The organism is Nesterenkonia xinjiangensis (assembly GCF_013410745.1).
Taxonomy (GTDB): domain Bacteria; phylum Actinomycetota; class Actinomycetes; order Actinomycetales; family Micrococcaceae; genus Nesterenkonia; species Nesterenkonia xinjiangensis.
Map to the genome: position 1 here is coordinate 2,428,241 of NZ_JACCFY010000001.1, position 22,351 is coordinate 2,450,591.

Below are 22,351 nucleotides of genomic sequence, written 5' to 3' on the forward strand. Positions count from 1 at the left end.
GCTCGGCGGGTCGGGTGCTCAGTCCAGAGCGGGCTCGACCAGGCCGAGCTCCGTGGCGCGGATGATCAGCTGCACCCGGTCCCGCACCCCGAGGCGCTGCATGAGCCGCCCCATGTAGGCCTTCACCGTGGCCTCCGAGACCACCATCTGGGCGGCGATCTCTGCATTGGAACGCCCGCTGGCCAGCAGCTTCAGCCCCTGCAGCTCCCGCTCCGGGATCCGTGGCAGTTCCGGGTAGCGGCGCAGCATGGACTTCACCTGGGCGGGGTCGTCCCTCACCGAGAGCATCAGCTCATGGGCCACAGAGGGGGAGAAGGGCGCCATGCCGACGTGCACCTGCCGGATGGCGTCGATGATCTGCTCAGGTTCGGCGTCCTTGACGATGTAGCCGCCCGCCCCGGCGCGCAGCGCGGGGATCACATAGCGCTCCGTGGAGAACGTCGTCACCGCCAGCACCGAGACCGAGTCGAACATCCGGCGGATCTGCGCGGTGGCCTGGATGCCGTCGGTGCCCGGCATGTGCATGTCCATCACGACCACATCGGGCAGCAGCTGCCCGACCATCTCCACTGCGGCCTTGCCATCGCGGACCTCGCCGATGCAGCTCATGCCCGCGGTGGAGTCCACGTAGGTGCGCAGGGCCGTGGACATCATCGGATGGTCATCGGCGATGAGCACCCGGATCTCACCGACGGCGTCATTCACAGCACTCGCGCAGGTCATGACCATGATTCTAGGACCGCCGCCTGGACGTCCTCGTAGACTGTCTGCGTGCCGAGTGTCGCAGAGGAGTTCGAATCACAGGGGTTCTGGTACGCCCGGGACCTGAACAAATGGCTTCTGGTGGTCGTCACCCTGCTGTTCGGCATCGCCCTGGGCTCGGACATCATCCTGGAGATGCTCGAGGGCAAGTCCTTTCCCGTGGAGATCGCGGTCGCGGGCCTGCTCAGCGTGGGCTGCGTGGTGCTGCTGTGGGTCCGGGTGACCTGGGCCGCCGTCGTCGGGCTGGTGATGGTGGCAGTCAGCCTGTTCACCGAAGGGCTGGCCTACTCGCTGGTGCTGGCGGTGCTGCTCGTCGGCATCGGAGCGATGGTCACCACGAAGCTGTTCCGCCGCACCCTGCTGGCGGCGAGCCTGGTGTGGACGGGGTTCCTGACCAATCAGCTCGAGGAGCCCATCAACGGGCTGGTGCTCATGGCCATCATGGTGCTGCTGATCATGGGCTCCTACGGGCTCGGCTCCGCGTTCCGTAAGGTCACCAACGCCCGCCTGCAGTCCCGGCGCGAGCTCGAGGAGGTCGAAGCCGCGCATCGTGAGTCGGTGGCGGCCGAGCGCAAGTCCATCGCCCGGGACCTGCATGACATCGTCGCCCACGACATCACCATCATCGCCATGCAGTCCCGTGCGGCGCAGATGACCGGCACCGAGGACTCCTATCGCACCGCGGTGGAGGTCATCGGGGAGTCCTCCCGCGCCGCGCTGCAGGACCTGCGTCGCATGCTCAATCTGCTCCAGGAGGACGGCGCCCTCGACGACATCCCCTCGTCCTCGGCCACGGAGCTGGACATCCGCACCGGAGCTGCGACGTTCTGTCAGCAGCTGCGCGGACTCGGGTTCACCGTCACCTACGAGCTCGACGGAGACGTCGCGGCCCTCTCCCGCTCCGTACACGCGGCCCTGTACCGGATCCTCCAGGAGTGCACCACCAATGTGGCCCGCTATGCCGGGCACGGGCAGACCTGCTGGGTCCTGATCTGGTCGGGGGAGGAGGAGGCCGGGCTGACGGTGAGCAACACGGTGACCTCCCGTGGCAGGGCGGTGTCTCGCTGGTCCAGCTCAGGAGCGGGACTGATCGGCATCCGGGACCGCGCGGCGGCCTTCGGCGGCACCGCCCGCGCCGGCTTCGACCGCAAGGGTCACTGGGTGGTCACGGTCCAGGGCCTGAAGAAGGACTGAGATCCCGGTGCCCGGGGGTGTGCTGAGGAGTCTGCCGCCGACGCGAGGTACGTCCAGCCCACGTCAGGGATTTCGGGACCCCTGGAACTGAAGCGCGACACCCTGCCGCAGCCTGACGTGAACCTTGAAGAAAGCTGAAAGACACGCCGCGTGAGTCGCCGAACACTAGACGAAAGTCGACTAGAGCGAGCTTGGTTGCCAGAGGAAAATAGTTTGTGGCGTACAGAAACGGTGTACGTGCATCACGAGAACCTGGCTTGGAGACCCCGGAGGTTTCGGTGCAACGGCCTTCGGTGAGGTGCTCGGTCAGTGTACGGCCCGGGCGGTGAGAACGGCATCGCCCGGGCCTCTCTCGTGTCCAGGGCCTCAGGCGGACGCGCCGCTGCGGCGCAGGCCGCCCTGCCACAGGGCGTCGAACGGGGTCCCTCCGGCCACGCGCTGACGGATGCCGGCGGTGACGAACTCCTTCGCACGTCGGGCCGCCTCCAGCGGGGTCGCTCCCTGGGAGAGCTTCGCGGCCACGGCGGCGGCCAGCGAGCAGCCGGCTCCGGAGACCGCGTGCTCCCCGATCTTCGGTGCACGGAGCACCTCGGTGCCGTCCTCGCCCACGAAGACGTCGACCGCCTCCGGGCCCTCGAGCCGGACCCCACCCTTGGCGAGCACCGCGGCGCCCGAGATCCGGTGGATCTCCTGAGCGGCCGCGGTGAGGTCCTCCAGGCTGCGTACGGCCATCCCGGAGAGCTGCTCGGTCTCGAAATGATTGGGGGTCACGAAGGTGGCCTGGGGCAGGAGCTCGGTCTTCAGCGCGTTGTCGGTGTCCAGCGCGTGGCCCGGCTCCTGGCCCTTGCAGATCAGCACCGGGTCCAGCACCACGTGGCGAGGCCGTCGCTCCCTGATCGCCTGGCCCACGGTGGAGATGGTGGCCGGCGAGCCCATCATGCCCAGCTTCACGGTGTCCAGGGCGTCGGCGTCGTAGTCGCCGAACACCGCCTCGATCTGGTCAGCGATGACCTGCGGCTCCACGGGCACGAAGCGGTGGTTCCAGCTGTCCTTCGGGTCGAAGGAGACGATGCAGGTCAGCGCGATGATCCCGAAGCTGCCCAGCTCCTGGAAGGTCTTCAGGTCGGCCTGCGCGCCGGCGCCGCCGGTCGCCTCAGAGCCGGCGATCGTCAGAGCCATCGGCGGGCGGGCGGTCTGGGAGAGGTGGTCAGTCATCGTCACGTCCTTCAGCAGCAGCGGTGGGGGTGCGGTCGGCCGGATCCTCCACGGTCGTCAGCGGCTGAGCCGCCCAGCGGCCCACTCCCAGGAGTACGCCCGCGGGGAATCCGACCAGCGGAATGAGCATCGGCATCAGTCCGCCGGTGCCGGCCAGCAGCACCACGGGGCCGTACAGCAGGCCCACCAGCGCGTAGCCCAACACATGCACGCTGGGGTTGAGGTGGTGGCGGTACAGCCAGCTCACCAGCAGGGTCCCCGGGATGCCCACGGCGACGGCGGCGCCGCCGATCAGCGGGATGAGCGGAGTCAGGAAGCCCTGGTCGTCGAGGCCGGGGACGAAGGAGAGGCCCAGCAGCAGCCCTCCCATGACGGCGGTGGGCAGCAGCCAGGAGACGACCCATCCGGTGACGCCGAGTCTCAGACGCGCACGGTGAGTCGGGCGGTGCTGGCGCGGACGACGACGTCGGGCGGTCTTCTCCGGAGCGGGGGTGGTCATCGGGGGCCCTTTCAGCGATCGGCGGGCACTTCCTGCGGCGGCGCCCCAGTCTACCGGCCACGCCTGGACGTGGCGCGGCCTGGGCTCAGGGTCATCGTCTCGGTGAAGTTCGGGCGTGGGCAGCGGGTGGCGACGTCGTCGTGCGGTGGATGGTGCGCAGCTCCAGAACCTGGTGGACGCATGGGGAAGATCACAGGAAAACCCGCTGTGCCCTTCAAAAGTTCTGAATGTCGTGACAAACTGACAATTAAAGCGACGAAGGAGCACCCGTGACCCACGACCTCGAGATCACCCTGGACCGGTCATCCCCGGTGCCGCTGTATCACCAGGTGGCGTCGGCTTTCGAAAAGGCCATCAGGGACGGATCACTTCCTGCCGAGACCAAGCTGGAGAACGAGATCTCCCTGGCTAAGCGCTACAACCTCTCACGCCCGACCATGCGGCAGGCCATGGACCAGCTGGTGCAGCACGGATTGGTCGTCCGGCGCCGCGGAGTCGGCACCCAGGTCATCGGCGCCCCGGTCCGGCGCAACCTGAAGCTCTCCAGCCTGTACAACGACCTCCAGGACGAGGGGGCGACTCCGCAGACCACTGTGCTCTCCCTGGAGCTGACCCGCGCGGAGGCCGAGGTCGCCGAGAAGCTCAACCTCGCTCAGGGGGCCGAGGTCCATCACATGATCCGTCTGCGCAGCGTGGACGGCCGACCGCTGGCGATCATGGAGAACTGGGTGCCGCGGAGCATCGCTTCCTTCGACCAGGCAGAGCTCGAATCCGATGGCCTCTACAACCTGCTGCGCCGTGCCGGAATCGACTTCCGCATGGCCCACCAGACCGTCGGCGCCGACATCGCCGACGCCGACCAGGCCACGCTTCTCGCCACCGATGTCGGCGCGCCCCTGGTGATGATGGACCGGACCGCGCTGGACAGCCGGGGGATCGCCGTCGAATGCGGGCACCACGTCTATCGCGCCGACATGTACTCCTTCGACATCACCCTCGTGAACTGACCGCACGCCTGACGCTCCGTCTGCCAGGCCCCCTCGGAAAGGACAGCCATGACTTCCACACGCCCTGATGCCCCGACCTCGCCCTGGTTCCACCGCGCCGGCTCGGCCGCCCAGGGGGACTGGATGCTCGACCTCGGCACCCCCGACTCCACCACCGAGGTGCCGGGCTGGAAACACACCGGCCTGCGGGTGGCCGACCTCGGCGCCGGGCAGACCATCGCTCTGGACGCCCAGGAGGAGGAGCGCATCGTGGTGCCGCTCTCGGGCGCGTTCACCGTGGAGGTCGACGGGCACAGGTACGAGCTGGCCGGGCGGACGTCGGTGTTCCATGGCCCCACCGATGTCCTCTACACCGGCATTCGGCGCGCCGCCACCGTCAGCTCGGCCGGAGGCGGCCGAGTGGCGGTGGCCTCCGCACCTGCTACGGCGGAGCACCCGGTGCGGCATCTGCCAGCCGCAGACATCCCGCTCGAGCTGCGCGGCGCCGGCGTCTGTTCCCGCCAGGTGCACAACTTCGGCACTCCGGCCACCCTCGAGGCCGACCGGTTCATCGTCTGCGAGGTGCTCACCCCCGCCGGGAACTGGTCCTCCTACCCGCCGCACAAGCATGATGAGGAGGCCGAGGGGGAGACCGCCCTCGAGGAGATCTACTACTTCGAGATGCAGACCGCGCAGGACATGCCGGTGCCGAGCCCGGCGGAGGGCGGCCCGGATGCCATGGGGTACCAGCGCGTCTACGCCTCCGACGAGCGCGAGATCGACGTCACTGCCGAAGTGCGCAGCGGCGACGTCGTCCTGGTGCCCTATGGCTGGCATGGGCCGGCCATGACCCCTCCCGGCCACGACATGTACTACCTCAATGTGATGGCCGGCCCAGGCCCGGTGCGTCAGTGGCTGATCAGTGACGATCCGCACCACGGGTGGATCCGCAAGACCTGGGAGGGCCAGGATCTGGACTCCCGGCTGCCCTTCTCCGGCTGAGCCGCGTGGCGGCCCTCTGACCAAGGAGCATCTGCCATGACCACCGTCCTCGGGCTGATCGGCGTCGGGCGCATCGGCGTCATGCACGCCCGCACCATCCAGGCGCTCGCTGACGACGGCGTGGAGCTGATCCTCGCCGATGTCGACGTCGCTCGGGCTCGGCAGGTCTCCGCGGAGCTCGGGTGCCGGGTCGCCGAGGACGTCGACGCGCTCTTCGCCGCCGCGCCGGACGGCGTGGTCATCGCCGTGGGGACCCCGCAGCACGCCCCGCTGATCCTGCGAGCCGCCCAGGCCGGCATCCCCGCCTTCTGCGAGAAGCCGGTGGCCGAGTCGACCGAGGCCTCAGTGGCCGTGCTGGAGGCGATCGCCCGGCACGGCGCCACAGTCCAGATCGGCCACCAGCGCCGCCTGGACCCCGGGCACCTCGCCGCCCGCCAGGCCCTGCAGCGCGGGGAGCTGGGGTGGCTGCACACCATCCGGGCCATCACCGCAGACATGGCTCCGCCCTCGGTGGAGTTCCTGGCCACCTCGGGGGGCCTGTTCCGGGACTGCTCGGTGCACGACTTCGACAGCATCCAATGGCTCACGGGCCAGCGGATCGTGGAGGTCTACGCCCGAGGCTCCAACAACGGCGACCCGGCGATCGGAGGCGTGGGCGACGTCGACACCGCCGTGGCCCTGGCGACCTTGGAGGATGGGACGGTCGCCACCGTCTCCGCCACTCGGTACAACGGAGGCGGTCACGACGTGCGGCTGGAGCTCCAGGGCTCCGCAGGCACTGTGCAGGTGGGGCTTGACGACAGCTACGCCGGTCGCTCCGCCGAGCTCGGGGTCGACTTTCCTGCGGGACCCGCGCACCAGACCTTCCATGAGCGCTTCGCCGAGGCGTACCACCACGAGATGCGCGCCTTCCTCGAGCTGGTGCGCGGGCAGCGCGAGAACCCGTGCCCTCCGGGCGAGGCCGTGGACGCCTCCCGGGTGGCCGATGCGGCCCAGGAGTCCCTGGAGACCGGACGCCCGGTGCGCGTCCGGCGCTGAGCACGCCGCCGTCTGCGTCTCTGCGGCTCCGCCGAGGCGGTCTGGACTTCTGCCCTCCGTCATGTGCATGCCCTGCCGGCGGGTCCCCGTTTTGTGCGTATGTCCTGACATCCTATTGACAATGTGATGAGCGTCACTCAGGATGGAGCCACGAGGGCCACCGCATCCGACGCCTCGTGGCCACAGTCTCGAAGGAGAGACCATGCACCGTTCATCTCGCACCACCTCCGTTGACCCCGCTCCCATCGGTCCCGCCTCATCTCATCCATCGCGGCGTCGCATCACCGCCCGAAGCGCCGCCGTCCTCGGCATCGCCGCGCTGCTCGTCTCCGCCTGCTCCGGTGAAGGAGGCCGGGCGGACGCAGGGGGAGGCGATGACGCCGACCGTGCCGGAGGCGTCGACACCGAGGAGCGCACCGTCTACCTGATCACCCATGCGGTCGAGGGTGACACCTTCTGGGACTACGTGCGCAGCGGCGCCGAGGAGGCCGCCGCCAAGGACAACATCAACCTCGTCTACAACTCCCACCGTGAGGGCGCCCAGCAGGCCGAACTGATCCAGTCAGCCATCGACGCCGGCGCCGACGGCATCGCCGTCACCATGGCCAAGCCGGACGCCATGGCCCCGGCCGTGCAGCGCGCCATCGACGCCGACGTCCCGGTGGTCTCCCTCAACGCCGGGGAGGAGGAGGCCTTCGACGCCGGCGCCTTCGCCCACTTCGGGCAGAACGAGTCGGTCGCCGGCGAAGCCGTGGGGGAGTACCTCGAGGAGCAGGACATCTCCCATCCGATCTGCGTGATCCAGGAACAGGGCCACGTGGGCCTGGAGTCTCGCTGCGACGGTATCCGGGAGGTCCTCCCTGACACGGAGAACCTCTATGTGGAGGGCTCGGACATGACCCAGGTGGCCTCCACCGTGCGGGCCAAGGTCGACTCCGCGGACGACGCCGACGCGATCATCGGCCTCGGCGGTCCCTTCACCATGACCATCCTGGAGGAGGTGGAGTCCTCCGAGTCGGACATCACCGTCGGTTCCTTCGACCTCAACGCGGACATCGCCCAGGCCATCGTCGACGGCGAGATCCTCTTCGCGGTCGACCAGCAGCCCTGGCTGCAGGGTTACCTGGCTGTCGACTCGCTGTGGCTGCACTTCCATGGCGCCTTCGAACCGGGCGGCGGCCTGCCCGTGCTGACCGGCCCCAGCATCGTCGATGAGGACAACGCCGAGGCCGTCCTCGAATTCGCCGGCGACGGCCTGCGCTGAGCGAAGAAGGGACCAGACCATGACCACCACACCCACCGCCCCCGCCGGGGCGGCACCGGCACCTGTGAACGCCGGCGCCGATGAGCGGGTCAGTCGGCGAGGCCTCATCGGCACCCTCATGGCCCGCCCCGAAGTCGGCGCGGCGGTCGGCGCGATGGCGGTGTTCGTCTTCTTCGCCCTCGTCGCCCCACCGTTCACCACCGCAGGCGGCATCTCCACAGTGCTGTACGGGGCCTCCACCATCGGCATCATGGTCGTCGGCGTCTCGCTGCTGATGATCGGTGGGGAATTCGATCTCTCCACCGGGGTCGCCGTGATCTCCTCAGCGCTGGTGGCCTCCCTGTTCAGCTGGTACTTCGCCACCAACATCTGGGTCGGCGTCTCGCTGGCCCTGGTCGCCTCCTTGGCGGTGGGGGCCGTCAACGGGCTGATCTTCATCAAGACGAAGCTGCCCAGCTTCATCGTCACCCTGGCGATGTTCCTGATGCTCACCGGCCTCAACCTCGCCCTGACCCGGCTCATCGGCGGCTCGGTCTCCTCCCCGCCGATCTCCACCATGGACGGCTTCACCTCCGCCCAGGCGATCTTCGCCTCATCAGTGACGATCTTCGGGGTGAACTTCAGGATCACCATCTTCTACTGGATCCTGCTGGTGGCGGTGGCCTCCTTCATCCTGCTGCGCACCAAGATCGGCAACTGGATCTTCGCCGTCGGCGGTGACCAGAACGCCGCGCGCGCCGTGGGCGTCCCCGTGACCGCCACCAAGATCGGGCTGTTCATGGGTGTCGGCTTCTGCGCCTGGGTGCTGGGCATGCACCAGCTCTTCGCGTTCAGCACCGTCCAGTCCGGTGAGGGCATCGGCAACGAGTTCCTCTACATCATCGGCGCGGTCATCGGCGGCTGCCTGCTCACCGGCGGCTACGGGTCCGCCATCGGCGGGGCCCTGGGTGCCCTGATCTTCGGTATGGCCTCGCGCGGCATCATCTACGCCGAATGGAATCCGGACTGGTTCCGCTTCTTCCTGGGCGTGATGCTCCTGCTGGCCACGATCGTGAACCTGATGGTCCGCCGTCGGGTCGAGAAGAAGTAGGAGGGGCCATGGACGAGGCATCACAGGCACCCCACCACGGCGACGCCGCTGGGGAAGCCGGAGCAGATACCGCCGTGCAGGCCACGGCGCTGGTCGCGCTGGAAGGTGCGGGGAAGCGCTACGGCAACATCATCGCGCTGCGGGACGTCACCATGGACGTCCACGCCGGACAGGTCACCTGCGTGCTGGGGGACAACGGCGCCGGGAAGTCCACCCTGATCAAGATCATCGCGGGGCTGCACCAGCACTCCGACGGTGTCATGCGGATCAATGGTGAGGAGACCGTCTTCGACTCGCCTCGTGACGCCCTGGGGGCCGGGATCGCCACGGTCTACCAGGACTTGGCCGTGGTGCCGCTGATGCCGGTCTGGAGGAACTTCTTCCTCGGCTCGGAGCTTACTGTCGGCTGGGGGCCGTTCGCCCGGCTCGACGTCACCGCCATGAAACGCATCGCCAAGGAGGAGCTCTTCGAGATGGGCATCGACCTGCGCGACGTCGACCAGCCCATCGGTACGCTCTCCGGCGGTGAACGCCAGTGTGTGGCCATCGCCCGGGCGGTCTACTTCGGGGCGAAGGTCCTCATCCTGGATGAGCCGACCGCTGCGCTGGGAGTCAAGCAGTCCGGCGTCGTGCTGCGCTACATCATGCAGGCCAAGAACCGCGGGCTGGGGGTCGTGTTCATCACCCACAACCCGCACCACGCGTTCCCTGTGGGGGACCGGTTCATGGTCCTCAAGCGCGGCCGCTCCATCGGCAATCACGTCAAGGATGAGATCAGCATCGACGATCTCACCGCGCAGATGGCCGGCGGCGCCGAGCTGCAGGAGCTCAGCCACGAGCTGGCGCAGCTGGGCGGCCACACCGCGGAGATGAAACAGGTCGAGGCAGATCTCGAGCAGACGCTGCGTGGGCGTCCAGCGCAGTGAGGCGTCCAGCGCAGTGACGAGCTGCGGAGGCTCCCCGAGAACCGTGACCTCCCTTTCCGGGGCGGGCACTCTGATGGGGAGCCCTTCTCCGCACACGGGGTGGGGGAGTAGGGTCCTGATCACGAGGACCCCCGCGATCCGTCACAGGAGGAGACCACGATGCCCGATGTTCCAGAACCGGTGGGCAGCTTCATCGCCGCAGTGAACCGCCATGACGAACCGAGCTTCCTCGCCGCCTTCGGCGAGGACGGCGTCGTCGATGACTTCGGGCGGATCTTCACCGGCCCCGATGAGATCAAGGCTTGGAGCGACGTCGAGTTCATCGGTGCGCGCGGCACCATGGACCTCGAGTCGATCGAGGAGAAGGGTGACACCGTCACGGTGATCGCCGACTGGCGCAGCAACCACGCCAACGGACGATCGGAGTTCACCTTCACCGTCGACGGCGAGAGGCTGCGGGCCATGCGCATCCGCGGCGCCCACTGAGCCCGGTCGACGGTGCCGCCGCCTCTCCCGCCGGGAGTCGGATCAGCGCAGCCCGGCCTGCACTGCGGCGTTCAGGAGGACCTCGGCCGCCTCCTCTATGCCCTCCACCGGGCCGAGTGAGGTGTCCTCGTGTTCGATCTGGCATGCCATGTTCGGGTCCACCTCGTTCAGCGCATGAAGGAATCGCGCCCAGTAGTCCACGTCGTGGCCCCGTCCCAGGGCGACGAAGTCCCAGGCGGAGTTGCGGGGCCATTCGTTCGCCCACTCGTCGGCTCCGAGCTGCTGCCGGGGCTCGTCCGCCCCGAGTCGTCGGAAGCTGTTGTCCAGTACGCCGCACCAGGCGGCCTCCGGGTTGATGCGGACATCCTTTGCCGCCGCGTGGACGATGTGGGCGCCCAGCTGACGCACTACGTGGATGGGGTCCATCTGCTGCCAGAACAGGTGGCTCGCGTCCAGCTCCACCCCGATGTTCTGCGCACCGGTGCGTTCGATCAGCTCCAGGAACGAGGGCGGGTTGAACACCACGTTCTGGGGGTGGAGCTCGATAGCGACCTTGACCCCGTGCTCACCGGCCAACTCGTCGATCTCCCGCCAGAACGGCACAGCCACCTCCCACTGGTGCTCGAGCACGTCCAGGGCGCGTGAGGACCAGGCGTTGACGACCCAGCTCGGCTGGGCGGCACCCGGCTCGGCCCCAGGCAGGCCAGACATCGTCACGACACGCGTCTGGCCCAGCGCGCCTGCCACGCGGATGCTCCGGCGCAGGTCCTCGGCGTGCTGTTCCCCGGTCCGTCGGTCCGGGTGCAGGGGATTGCCGTTGCAGTTGAGCCCCTGCAGGCTCACCCCAGTGCCGGAGAAGGACGTCAGCCAGTCGCGGGCGACCGCCGGGTCGGCGTCGATCTCCTTGACCGGGATGTGGGCGGCCGGAAGGAATCCTCCGGTATTGATCTCGACGGCGTTCAGCCCAGCCTCGGCCACGACCTTCAAAGCATCAGCCAGCGGGCGGTCATGCAACGGTGCGGTATACAGTCCCAGGTGCATTAGCAGTCCCTTCTCGTCGGTGAGGTGTTCAGCGGGCTATGGTCCTCGGCGTGCCGCCGGAGGCTGCTGAGGCGGCGATCGCCTCGATGAGCTCCATGTTGTGCAGGCCATCCTCGAAGGTGGCGTTGCGTAGCCAGGAATCCTCCTCGGCCAGCCCGGCGACCTCCTCCAGGAACGCCCGGGCCTGGAAGACGAAGCCATCGTTCTGGCCGAAGCCGATGCCAGGGGCAGACATCGGGAAGCCCTCGCCCACATAGGGGTGGCCGGGGCCCAGCCTGATCGTCCGGAATCCGTTGTCGACGTCCCGGTTGCCCCCGATGTCTCGGGTGTGGACCTGGATCTCCGCCGGATTCTCCTGATCCCACACTGCGGCACCCTCGCGGCAGGAGATCTCCAGCCGCAGCGAGTTGGGGTGTCCGTGAGAGACCCGCGACGCTTCAAAGGTGCCCGCGGCGACGTCGAACTGCGCGGTGAAACCCGCCCAGTCGTCGTTGGTCACCGGTTCGGTCTCGGCGCTGACCTCGCCCCTGCCGTGACCCACCGTGCTGCCCAGCGGCAGGGGGCGCTCGGTGACCACGGTGCGGAAATGGGCACCTGCCACCGAACGCATCGGCCCGGCCAGGAACTCTGCGGCATAGAGCAGGTGGCTGCCGACGTCGGCCAGCGCGCCGGAGCCCGGAGCTCCTCGGTAGCGCCAGGTCATCGGCACCTGCGGATCACAGGCGTAGTCAGCCAGGTACCGGCCATGCAGGTGCACCACCTCGCCCAGTGCTCCTGAGGTCACCAGCTCGCGCAGCGCGGCGAGCCCCGGTGCCCGACGGAAGGTGAAGCCGATGCGCACCACCTGCCCGGAGGCCTCCGCCCCGAGCGCGGTCTGCGCCATCGCCCGGGCGTCCTCCATGGTGTCGGAGAGCGGCTTCTCACACAGCACATGTTTGCCGGCGGAGACCAGAGCCTCGACGATCTCCCGGTGCAGCCGATTGGCCACCACCACAGAGACGACGTGGACGTCGTCGGCGTCCAGCAGCGCCCGCCAGTCGGTCTCGACCCGTTCGAAGCCGTACCGGCCGGCGACATCACGGGCCAGCGGCTCGGCGATGTCGGCGATCGCGGTCAGCTTCACCGGCCGGGGGAACGGGCTGCGCACCGTGGTGGCCGCCCGCCAGGCTGCGGCGTGGGCCGCCCCTGCCATCCCGGCGCCGATCACGGCGATTCCGATCTGCTTTCCCCTCATGCGGGTTCTCCTTCCGGAAGTTCTGCTGAGACGTGTCGAGCTGGTGTGTTTCCGCCTGAATAACGGTGTTCCGACACGTCATTCAGGCGGAAACACACCAGCTCAACGGGGGATAGGGAAGCTCGGGATCCTCAGCGCATGCGCTTCGGGCTCGGGATCACCGGCATACCGGCGGTGTTGCGGAAGTTGGTCTCGATCTCCTCCAGGGACCTGCCCTTGGTCTCCGGCACCCGGAGGTAGGTGAACACCAGGGCGGCGAAGCAGATGACCGAGAATCCCGCGAAGAGCCAGCCGACACCGACGGCCTCGAGGACCGGCGGGAAGCCCAGGGCCACGACGCCGTTGGCGAACCACAGGGCCGTGGTGGCCAGACCCATCGCCGCCGCCCGCACACCCAGGGGGAAGATCTCACCGAGCATGACCCACACGATGGAGCCCCAGCTGGCCTGGAACATGAAGATGTAGATCGCCATGCAGGCCAGCGTGATGATGCCGACGACTCCGAAGCCGTCCGGCTCGGGAAGCAGCAGGTTGGTCAGGGCCAGGATCGCCAGGCTCAGGCAGCTGCCGATGGCGCCGGCGATCAGCAGCGGCTTGCGGCCCCAGCGGTCCGCGTAGGTCAGCGCCAGCCAGATGGCCAGGACGTTCATGACGCCGATGATCAGGTTGGAGGCGATGGCGGCCTGGTCGGAGAAGCCCACATTCTGCAGGGTGGTGGGCGCGTAGTAGATGATCGTGTTGATGCCCATGATCTGCTGGAAGATCGCCAGGCCCAACCCGACGAAGAGGATCGGCTTGACCCAGGGCTGCAGCAGCGCCTTGAGGTTCTGCGCGCCGGCGGCCTCTTCCTCCTTCTGGATGAGGTGGATCTCCATGAGCTCCCGCTCCGCCTCATCCGGGGTGCGGTCGTAGAGCAGGATCGTCAGGGCCTCGTCTTCGCGGCCCTTCTTGACGAGCCAGCGCGGGGTCTCCCAGATGAAGGCCAAACCGACGGCGAAGAGGATGGAAGGGATCACCGAGAGGCCCAGCATCCAGCGCCAGGACTCCATCGGGGCGAAGCTCAGGCCGATGATGAAACCGATGAACTGCCCGGAGACGATCGCCAGGGCGTAGAACGCGGTGACCTTGCCGCGGATGCGAGCCGGGGAGATCTCGGAGAGGTAGACCGGCAGCGTCACGGCGGCCAGGCCGGAGCCCAGACCGACGATGAAGCGGAAGATGAACAGCACCGTGGCATCCGGGGCCAGGGCCATGCCGATGGGGGCGATGATGAACGTGACCGCGGTGGCCAGCAGGATCTTCCAGCGGCCGTACTTGTCGGAGAGCCGGCCGCCGACCGCCGCGCCGAAGACGGCGCCGATGATCAGGCCGGTCACGATCCAGCCCTCGGCCCAGCTGGTGAGCTCGAAGTCGGGACGCAGGTAGACCAGCGCTGCGGAGATGACGCCGGTGTCATAGCCCCAGTTGAGCCCGCCGAGGGCTCCGAAGAGGTAGATGAGCATTGCGCTCTTCTTCCGTCCCGCGCCGGGAGCCCTGTCCGGGGCCTGCGGAGTTCGATGAGATTCCATGATCCTGTAGATCCTGTCTGTTCCGGTTGATAGGTGCGCCTGATCGGGTCCGGACAAGGAGTCGAACGCCTGGAGCAGGCGGCGAGGGGAGGTCTCCGGGTCACCCCCGGGCGGCCTCCATGCGGTCGCGCATCTGGCGACGCTGGTACTTCGAGACCTCCACGGCATCCTCGTTCTCGCCGAAGACGCTGCTGACCATGACGGTCTCCTCGCGCTGGTCGAAGCCGTTGCGGGCGAGCTCGGAGAAGAAGTGATCCCAGTCGACGTCGCCCACGCCGATCTTGTTGTGCTGGTGGACCCGGGCCGGGGTGCCGGGCGGGTTGGTGATGTAGCGCAGCCCGTTGGAGCGGTGGTGGTCGAAGGTGTCGGCCACGTGGATCACCCGCAGCCGGTCGCCGACCTCGTCGAGCACGGTCGCCATCGGGTCCTCGTAGTGGAACGTGTGCGGGGCGACGTAGGCGAAGCTGAGGTTCTTGGAGTTCGCGCCACGGATGACCCGCCAGCCGGCCAGGCCCTGCTCCACGAAGTCGTCGGGATGCGGATCGATGGCCACATTGATGCCCTCCGACTCGATGATCGGCAGCAGCTCCTCCAGGGAGCGGTAGAACGCCCGCTCGGACTCCTCGGCCCGCTCGGGTCGCCCGGAGAACTCGGTGTTCATCTGGTCCACACCCAGGTCCACGGTGATCTGGATCGCGCGCTTCCAGTAGCGCACCGCGGCCTCGCGGGCGTCCGGCTCGGGGGAGGACCAACGCAGCACCGGCAGCACCGAGGCGACGCCGACGCCGGCGTCGGAGCAGGCTTTGCGGAACCGGGCGACGAGGTCGTCGTCGGCCTTGGGATGGTTGTGGAAGGGGATGAAGTCGGCGTGCGGAGTCATCTGCAGCCATTCGAAGCCGAGCTCCGCAGCGAGCTTCGGAAATTCCAGCAGCGAGTGCGTCTGGTGGAACGGCGTCGGGTCCAGGGCATACTTCATGACGGTGTCCTTCGGAAATGTCGTGGCGGTGGCTCTCGGTGCGGGGCGGAGCGGGTCAGGTGAGCGCGGGAGATCCGGTGTGGCTGCTGTAGAAGCTGGGCTTCGGCGCCAGTTCCACGTGCTCGATCGTGCCGTTGCGCTGGGCGGCGACTCCGGCGGCGCAGCAGGCGGCGGTGGCGTAGCCGTCCCAGGCGCTCGGCCCGTCGATTCTGCCGTGGAGGGTGGCGTCCACCCACTGCTGGACCTCGAGGTCGTAGGCGTCGCGGAAGCGAGTCACGAAGCCGGCGTCGATCTCGTGGCCGGAGCGACCTGCGGTGGTCAGCTCGAACTCCGAGCCCTCGCCGATCTTCACCAGGCCGTTCTCGAAGGTGGCCTGGGTGTGGACCTGGTAGCCGATCTGGGCGTTGACGAAGATCTCCACGTCAGCCAGCAGCCCGGACTGGGTCTGTACGGTGACGTGCTGAGGATCGCGGACCGTCCCGGCGCGGGACGTGGTGCGTCCGATGCGGACGGAGACGTTGGTGATCTCCTCTCCGGTGAAGTAGCGCACGGCGTCGAACTCGTGGACCACGGAGTCGTGGATGACCATCTCGTCGGTGAACTCCGCCGGTGCCTCCGGGTTGCGGTGCTGGTGGTGCAGCATCAGCAGCTCGCCGAGCTCAGCGGAGTCGATCGTCTCCTTGAGGCGCCGGTAGCCGGCGTCGAATCGGCGCATGAAGCCGACCTGGATCAGCTGACGGCCGGCGGCGACCTCGGCCTCGACCACGCGCAGCGCGGACTCGGGATCCGGAGTCAGGGGCTTCTCGCAGAGCACCGGCAGCCCGGCGTCGATGATCTTCAGCAGCGCCTCCTCGTGAAGGAAGCCGGGGGTGGCCAGCACGACGGCGTCGGCGATCCCGGAGGCGAGGAGCTCGTCCACGCTGGAAAGGACCTCCGCGCCGCCCGCGTTCGCGGCGACAGTGCCGGCGCGCTCGACGTCGACGTCCACGACGGCGCTGACCCTGGTGCGCAGGGTGTGGTGGGCGAGACGGTCCACGTGGTCCGAGCCCATTCGCCCGGCGCCCACGACGGCGACGCGGAGTTCGTCCTGCTGCGGTGTCGACATTGCCTTCAGCTCTCCTCTGTCCTGCGGATAGATCTGCGGGGTGCGGCCGGTGGTCTGCCGGGGTCGCGGATGGTGTGGGCGCTCACTGTGGGGAGCACGGAGGAAGCGCCTGCACCTTGTGATGACACTCACTGTAGGACGCATCACAGTACTTTGTCCAGACATTCGGACGAAATGACTTTCGAGGGTCGTGAGCGCCGCTGTCCGCGCGCTCGGCCCTGATACACAGATCGTCCCTCCATTGCAGGTCGTCGCTGAATCCAGAGACGATCTGCCACGAAGGGACGATCTGCGGGGTGGGGCGCTGTGGGATGCCCCACGGCGCCCGCGACGGAGGTTTCAGCCGTTCGACGGGAAGTTCATCGAGGCGGTGGACTCGTCGTTCTGGTGCGGCCAGCGCTGGGTGATGACCTTGCCGCGGGTGTAGAAGCGCACGCCGTCGGGACCGTAGATGTGGTGGTCCCCGAACAGGGAGTCCTTCCAGCCGCCGAAGGAGTGCTGGGCGGCCGGCACCGGGATCGGCACGTTCACGCCGATCATGCCCACAGTGACCTGCCGCTGGAAGGTGCGGGCCGCATTGCCGGAGCCGGTGAAGATCGCGGTCCCGTTCCCATAGGGATTGGCGTTGATGACCTTGATCGCGTCCTCCAGAGAGTCCACACGGACCACCGCCAGCACCGGGCCGAAGATCTCCTGCTCATAGGCGGACATGGTCTCCTGCACCCGGTCCAGGACGGTCGGGCCCACGAAGAAGCCCTCCTCGTGTCCGGAGACCGTCAGGTCCCGGCCATCGACGACGACGGCGGCACCGTCCGCCTCCGCCTCGCCGACCAGTCGCACCACGCGGTCCTTGGAGGCGGGGGTGATCAGCGGGCCCATGTCCGAGGAGCCCTCGGTGCCGTCGCCCACGGTGATGTTCCGGGCGCGCTCACCGACCTTCTCCACGATGCCGTCGGCCGCCTCGCCCACGGCCACGGCCACCGAGATGGCCATGCAGCGCTCGCCGGCGGAGCCGAAGGCCGCCGCCGAGAGGTGGTCCGCGGCCAGGTCCAGGTCGGCGTCAGGCATGACCACCGCGTGGTTCTTCGCACCGCCGAGGGCCTGGACGCGCTTGCCGTGCCGGGTGCCCGTCTCGTGGACGTACTTCGCGATCGGGGTGGACCCTACGAAGGAGACCCCGTCGACCAGCTCATGGGTCAGCAGGCCGTCGACGATCTCCTTGTCCCCGTGCAGCACCTGGAAGACGCCGTCGGGCAGGCCGGCCTCCTTCCACAGCTTTGCGAGCAGAACAGAGGCCGACGGGTCCCGCTCGGAGGGCTTGAGCACGAAGGCGTTGCCGGTGACGATCGCCACCGGGGCCATCCACAGCGGCACCATGACGGGGAAGTTGAAGGGGGTGATGCCGGCGACCACGCCTAGCGGCTGACGGAAGGAGTAGACGTCGATGCCGGTGGAGACCTGATCCGAGTAGTCGCCCTTCAGGGTCTGCGGGGCCGCGCAGGCGAACTCCACGACCTCCAGGCCGCGAGCGACCTCCCCGGCGGCGTCGTCGAGCACCTTGCCGTGCTCGGCGGTGATCAGCGCGGCCAGCTCCTGGGTGTGGGAGTGCACCAGCTCACGGAACTTGAAGAGCACCGCCATGCGCTTGGACAGCGAGGTCTCGCCCCAGACGTCGGCCGCGCGGCGGGCCGTCTGCAGGGCCTTCTCCAGGTCCTCGGCGTCGCCCAGATGCAGGCTGCCGGTCACCTGCCCGGTGGCAGGGTTGTACACGTCCTGGCGGCGCTCGCCGTGGCCGCCGTCGGCCGCACCGTCGATCCAGTGGGTGATCTCGGTGACGGTGCCCTCAGACTGGGCGGGGGAAGTGGTCTGGGTGGTGGTCATCAGTGGTTCCTCTCGTGGTCGTCGCGGCCGTCGCCGAGCAGCAGGCGCTGGCGGGACTTGTGGTCGCTGTAGGTCGTGAATGCTTCATGGGTGGAGTCCAGCTCCGAGACGCCGGTCACCGGCACGTCCCACCAGGACTCGGAGTCCGGGGCGTCCAGGTACAGGTCGGAGTTGATGTGGATCAGCACCGGCCCGTCAGCCTCCGGACGGGCCTTGGCCTCGGCGACGGCGGCGTTCAGCCGGTCGACGGCGTCGGCGCCGGGGTGCACACGGATCACGTCCACACCGAGGGACTCGGCGTTGGTGGCGATGTCGATAGGCAGCTCGTGGGCGCCGTCGAACCGCTGCTCCTCCTCCAGGTAGCGGTACTTGGTGCCGAAGCGCTGGGAGCCCAGTGACTCGGAGAGCGAGCCGATGGAGGCATAGCCGTGGTTCTGCAGCAGCACCACGATCAGCTTGATCCGCTCCGCCACCGCGGTGACCAGCTCGGTGTGCATCATCAGATAGGAGCCGTCCCCCACCATCACGACGACGTCCCGGCCGCCCTGTGCGGACCTCCCCTCAGCCTCGGCCTCAGCCAGCGCAGCGCGTTTGACTCCGAGGCCGCCGGCGATCTCATAGCCCATGCAGGAGAAGGCGTACTCGACGTGATAGCCGTGGGAGTCCTTGACGCGCCAGAGCTTGTGCAGGTCGCCGGGCAGCGAACCGGCCGCGCAGATCACCACGTCACGGTCGTCCATCGCCGCATTGACGGTCCCGATGATCTCTGTCTGCGCCGGCAGCGGCTCGTTCCGCACGGTGAAGGACTCGTCCACCGCGGCGTCCCAGCGGGCCTTCTCGGTGCGCACGGTCTCCGCGACCTGGTCGCTGGTGCGGTAGCCCACCGACTCCAGACGCTCGCGCAGCTTCGGCAGCGTGGTGCCGGCGTCGGCCACCACCTGGACGCCGGCGCCCATCTTGTAGGCGTCCAGCGAGGTGATGTTGACGTTGACGAACCGCACCCAGGGGTGCTGGAAGGCGGTCATCGAGGCGGTCGTGAAGTCCTCATACCGGGTGCCGACGCCGATGACGACGTCGGCGTCCTGGGCATAGGCGTTGGAGGCGGTGGATCCGGTGGAGCCGATCGCACCCAGGCACAGCGGGTGGTCCCAGTCCAGGGTGCCCACACCGGCCTGGGTGTAGGAGACCGGGATGCCTGTGGCCTCGGCCAGCGCCCGGAGCTTCTCGGTGGCGAAGGCGTAGTGCACGCCGCCGCCGGCGATGATCAGGGGGCGCTTCCCGTTCCGGATGGCCTCCACGGCCTCGGAGAGGTCCACCTCCTCGGGTTCGGGCCGACGGATCCGCCATTCGCGGGGCGCCAGGAACGCCTCGGGCACCACGATGCGCTCGGCCTGCACGTCCTGGGGCAGGGAGACGGTGACCGCACCGGTCTCGGCAGGGTCCATCAGCACACGCATGCCGTTGAGCAGCGCCGAGAAGAGCTGCTCGGGCCGCTGCACGCGGTCGAAGTAGCGGCTGATCGGGCGGAAGAGGTCCGCACAGGTGATGTCATAGGCGTGCGGCAGCTCCAGCTGCTGCAGCACCGGGTCCGGTGCGCGAGTGGCGAACTCGTCAGAGGGCAGCAGCAGCGCCGGCAGCCGGTTGGTGGTGGCCAGGGCCGCCCCGGTGGCCATGTTGGTCGACCCGGGGCCGATCGAGGCGGTCACCGCGTAGGTCTGCCGGCGCCGTGTGTGGCGTGCGTAGCCGACCGCCTGGTGGACCAGGGCCTGCTCGTTGCGGCCCTGATGGTAGGGCATCAGGCCCGGCTGCAGGATCTGTGCCTGCTTCAGCGCCTGGCCGACCCCGGCCACGTTGCCGTGTCCGAAGATCCCGTGCATCCCGGGGATGGTGCGGACCTCGGTGCGTTCGCCGTCGATGACGTCGACGGTGACCTGGTTGGCGAGGAACTCGACCGTGGCCTGGGCCACGGACATCTCACGGGTGGTCATCAGTCCTCCTTCACAGCGCCGGCCGGGGTGAGCCCCCGGGTCGACGCAGAATCTGCGATGCTCGGCGTGCTGTCCACCAGCAGCGAGGCGGCCTGGTCCACGGCGGCGGCGACGTCGCCGTCGTCGGGGTAGAGCAGGGTCCGGCCCACCGTGAGTCCCTGGACCCCGGGCAGCGCCAGGGCGCGGCGCCAGGTCTCCAGGACCTCATCGGTGCGGCCGGAGGGATCCCCGCCCAGCAGCACCGTGGGAAGCGTGGTGGCGGCCATGACCCGTTCCATGTCCTCCACCACCGGCAGCTTCATCCAGGTGCCGGCCGAGCTGGCGCCCAGGCCCTGGGAGATCGCCACCGACTGGACCACGGCGTCGGTGGAGAGGTCGTTGACGACCCGGCCGCTGTCAGTGCGGGAGATGAAGGGCTCCACCATGGCGATCAGCCCTTGGGCGTGCAGCTGGTCCACCGCCTGGGCGGTGGCTTCGAGGACCGAGGTGGTCGCCGGGTCGTCGAAGGCGATCCGGGTGAGCATCTTGCCGCCGTCGGCGCCGATGGCCCGCAGGGCGGGCGCGGTGTGGCCGGTGAAGCGATCGTCGATCTCGTTGACCAGCCCGGGCAGGCCGGCGCGGTTCATCGAGCCGAAGATCAGCTTGTCGTCCAGGGCGCCGAGCAGCAGCAGGTCATCCAGCACATCGGGGGAGGCGAGCACGCCGTCGACCTTCGGGTGGGCCAAAGCGATGCGCAGCCTGTCCAGCAGGCGGCGGCGATCCGCCATGGCGTGCGGGTCGGACTTCACGGCCAGGGCTCCGCGGGCGGCGTGATCGGCGGCGATGATGAAGCTCTGCCGACCGTGCACCGGGCCCCGGTGGCGGGGTCGGGCGGCAGCGGCGGCGGCCACGGCCTCCGGGTGCTCCAGGCGGACCCGGGTGAGCGGCTCGTAGCGGCGCGGGTCCTCCTGACCGGCGGTCACAGGCTCCGGGGGAGAGATCTCTGCGCGCAGCTGGTGCACCGGGGTCAGGGCCTCGGCGGTGTCGGGGCGGCTCATGCCGAGACCTCCTGCGGGACGGTGCGGCCGCGATCAGCCAGCATGGTGTTGACCTTCTCGGGGGTGGGCATCGCCTCCGAGCAGGCGATCTCCGCGGCGACCAAGGCGCCGGCGGCGTTGGCGTAGTCGAGCACCTGCTCCAGCGGCCAGCCGGAGAGCAGGCCGTGGACCAGCGCGCCGCCGAAGGAGTCGCCGGCGCCCAGGCCGTTGACGGTCTCCACCGGCAGCGGCTTGGAGACCACCCGCTCCTCAGCAGTGGCCGCCATGACGCCCTCGGCGCCGCGTTTGACCACCGCGAGCTTCACCCCGGCTTCGAGCAGCCGGTCCGCCTGCTCGTCGGGGGTGCCCTCGCCGACGGCGACCGCGCACTCCTCGGAGTTGCCCACCGCCACGGTGACCTGAGGCAGGATGCGGGAGACCTGCTCACGGGCCTGCTCCACCGAGTCCCAGAACATCGGCCGGTAGTCCAGGTCCAGGATGGTGTGCTGGTCGGTGTCCAGGGACTCTTGCGGGCGCGCCAGGTGTGCGGCGACCTGCGCCTCCCGGGAACGTGCACGGGAGAGCCCGGTGACGGTGGACCAGAAGATCCTCGCCGCGGCGATCGCGTCGGTGTCGAGCTCCCCGGCTGCGATCTCCCAGTCCGGGGCGCTGGGGGAGCGGCCGTAGAAGTAGAGCGGGAAGTCCTCCGGGGGCTGGATCGCGCAGAACGTCACCGGGGTCTGCAGCGCGGGCACCGGGGCGACCCACTGGTCGTCGACGCCGTAGCGGAGCAGCTCCTGGTGGAGGAACTCGCCGAAGGGGTCGTCACCGGTGCGGGTGATCACCGCGGTGCGCCGGCCATGGCGGGCCGCGGCGACGGCGACATTGGCCGGGGAGCCGCCCAAGTACTTGCCGAAGCTGGTGACATCGGCCAGGCCGACGCCGATGTCGTGGGGGTAGATGTCGACGCTGATGCGCCCCATCGTGATGAGCTCGTGGGTCATCGGTGCTCCTTGAGATCTGCGAGGAGTCCTCTGTGGTTCCTCAGCTGGTCGGGGCGGATCCGGGAAGGGATCCTTC

Annotated in this window: 20 protein-coding genes; 8 read left to right on the plus strand and 12 right to left on the minus strand. The window is 68.8% G+C overall.

Going from position 1 to position 22,351, the window contains the following annotated elements:
• Positions 1-18: 18 nt before the first annotated feature.
• Positions 19-723 (minus strand): response regulator transcription factor, encoded by a 705-nt coding sequence (locus HNR09_RS10975; protein ID WP_179542070.1) that lies wholly within the window; start codon positions 721-723, stop codon positions 19-21.
• A gap of 48 nt (positions 724-771) precedes the next feature.
• Between HNR09_RS10975 and HNR09_RS16500 the strand changes: the two genes are divergently transcribed.
• A complete protein-coding gene (locus HNR09_RS16500) occupies positions 772-1,956 on the plus strand; it encodes a histidine kinase (RefSeq protein WP_179542071.1) in 1,185 nt (394 codons plus the stop codon).
• A 366-nt stretch (positions 1,957-2,322) separates the two neighbouring features.
• On the opposite strand, the gene HNR09_RS10985 is transcribed toward HNR09_RS16500, so the two are convergent.
• Both HNR09_RS10985 and HNR09_RS10990 read right to left on the minus strand, forming a co-directional pair.
• A complete protein-coding gene (locus HNR09_RS10985; protein WP_179542072.1) occupies positions 2,323-3,171 on the minus strand; it encodes a hydroxymethylpyrimidine/phosphomethylpyrimidine kinase in 849 nt (282 codons plus the stop codon).
• Positions 3,164-3,670: a hypothetical protein gene (locus HNR09_RS10990; RefSeq protein ID WP_179542073.1), complete on the minus strand. Its 507-nt coding sequence runs from the start codon at positions 3,668-3,670 to the stop codon at positions 3,164-3,166. Before HNR09_RS10990 ends, HNR09_RS10985 begins: the two co-directional genes overlap by 8 nt.
• A 269-nt stretch (positions 3,671-3,939) precedes the next feature.
• Between HNR09_RS10990 and HNR09_RS10995 the strand changes: the two genes are divergently transcribed.
• The 7 genes from HNR09_RS10995 (at position 3,940) to HNR09_RS11025 (ending at position 10,462) form a co-directional block, all read left to right on the plus strand.
• Positions 3,940-4,677 carry a UTRA domain-containing protein gene (locus HNR09_RS10995; protein ID WP_179542074.1) on the plus strand — a complete coding sequence of 246 codons (738 nt, stop codon included), beginning with the start codon at positions 3,940-3,942 and terminating at the stop codon, positions 4,675-4,677.
• Between the two features lie 48 nt (positions 4,678-4,725).
• Positions 4,726-5,658, plus strand: a complete 933-nt coding sequence (gene iolB, locus HNR09_RS11000; RefSeq protein ID WP_179542075.1) for a 5-deoxy-glucuronate isomerase — start codon at positions 4,726-4,728, stop codon at positions 5,656-5,658.
• 36 nt (positions 5,659-5,694) lie between these two features.
• Complete coding sequence (locus tag HNR09_RS11005) at positions 5,695-6,696, plus strand: Gfo/Idh/MocA family protein (protein ID WP_179542076.1); 1,002 nt, start codon at positions 5,695-5,697, stop codon at positions 6,694-6,696.
• 202 nt (positions 6,697-6,898) lie between these two features.
• Positions 6,899-7,960, plus strand: coding sequence for a substrate-binding domain-containing protein (locus tag HNR09_RS11010; protein WP_179542077.1), 1,062 nt, complete (start codon positions 6,899-6,901; stop codon positions 7,958-7,960).
• Positions 7,961-7,979: 19 nt separating this feature from the next.
• A complete protein-coding gene (locus tag HNR09_RS11015; RefSeq protein WP_179542078.1) occupies positions 7,980-9,050 on the plus strand; it encodes an ABC transporter permease in 1,071 nt (356 codons plus the stop codon).
• Between the two features lie 8 nt (positions 9,051-9,058).
• A complete protein-coding gene (locus HNR09_RS11020) occupies positions 9,059-9,976 on the plus strand; it encodes an ATP-binding cassette domain-containing protein (RefSeq protein ID WP_179542079.1) in 918 nt (305 codons plus the stop codon).
• A 159-nt stretch (positions 9,977-10,135) separates the two neighbouring features.
• Positions 10,136-10,462: a nuclear transport factor 2 family protein gene (locus HNR09_RS11025; RefSeq protein WP_179542080.1), complete on the plus strand. Its 327-nt coding sequence runs from the start codon at positions 10,136-10,138 to the stop codon at positions 10,460-10,462.
• Between the two features lie 42 nt (positions 10,463-10,504).
• Here HNR09_RS11025 and HNR09_RS11030 read toward each other — a convergent pair whose 3' ends face one another.
• The 9 genes from HNR09_RS11030 to iolC form a co-directional block, all read right to left on the minus strand.
• On the minus strand, positions 10,505-11,503 hold the full coding sequence (locus HNR09_RS11030; RefSeq protein WP_179542081.1) for a sugar phosphate isomerase/epimerase family protein: 999 nt from the start codon (positions 11,501-11,503) through the stop codon (positions 10,505-10,507).
• 28 nt (positions 11,504-11,531) lie between these two features.
• Entirely contained in the window at positions 11,532-12,737 is a 1,206-nt protein-coding gene (locus HNR09_RS11035; protein ID WP_179542082.1) for a Gfo/Idh/MocA family protein, read from the minus strand.
• A gap of 131 nt (positions 12,738-12,868) precedes the next feature.
• Positions 12,869-14,305, minus strand: a complete 1,437-nt coding sequence (locus HNR09_RS11040) for a sugar porter family MFS transporter (RefSeq protein WP_218881926.1) — start codon at positions 14,303-14,305, stop codon at positions 12,869-12,871.
• A 100-nt stretch (positions 14,306-14,405) separates the two neighbouring features.
• Entirely contained in the window at positions 14,406-15,281 is an 876-nt protein-coding gene (locus tag HNR09_RS11045) for a sugar phosphate isomerase/epimerase family protein (RefSeq protein ID WP_179542083.1), read from the minus strand.
• A gap of 55 nt (positions 15,282-15,336) precedes the next feature.
• Positions 15,337-16,386 (minus strand): Gfo/Idh/MocA family protein, encoded by a 1,050-nt coding sequence (locus tag HNR09_RS11050; protein ID WP_179542084.1) that lies wholly within the window; start codon positions 16,384-16,386, stop codon positions 15,337-15,339.
• Positions 16,387-16,725: 339 nt separating this feature from the next.
• Positions 16,726-18,267 carry a CoA-acylating methylmalonate-semialdehyde dehydrogenase gene (locus tag HNR09_RS11055; protein WP_179542085.1) on the minus strand — a complete coding sequence of 514 codons (1,542 nt, stop codon included), beginning with the start codon at positions 18,265-18,267 and terminating at the stop codon, positions 16,726-16,728.
• Positions 18,267-20,255: a 3D-(3,5/4)-trihydroxycyclohexane-1,2-dione acylhydrolase (decyclizing) gene (gene iolD / locus HNR09_RS11060; RefSeq protein WP_246348800.1), complete on the minus strand. Its 1,989-nt coding sequence runs from the start codon at positions 20,253-20,255 to the stop codon at positions 18,267-18,269. Before iolD ends, HNR09_RS11055 begins: the two co-directional genes overlap by 1 nt.
• On the minus strand, positions 20,255-21,292 hold the full coding sequence (locus HNR09_RS11065) for a Cgl0159 family (beta/alpha)8-fold protein (RefSeq protein WP_246348802.1): 1,038 nt from the start codon (positions 21,290-21,292) through the stop codon (positions 20,255-20,257). The genes iolD and HNR09_RS11065 overlap by 1 nt, the downstream gene beginning before the upstream one ends.
• Complete coding sequence (iolC, locus tag HNR09_RS11070; RefSeq protein ID WP_179542086.1) at positions 21,289-22,275, minus strand: 5-dehydro-2-deoxygluconokinase; 987 nt, start codon at positions 22,273-22,275, stop codon at positions 21,289-21,291. Before iolC ends, HNR09_RS11065 begins: the two co-directional genes overlap by 4 nt.
• Positions 22,276-22,351: the final 76 nt, after the last annotated feature.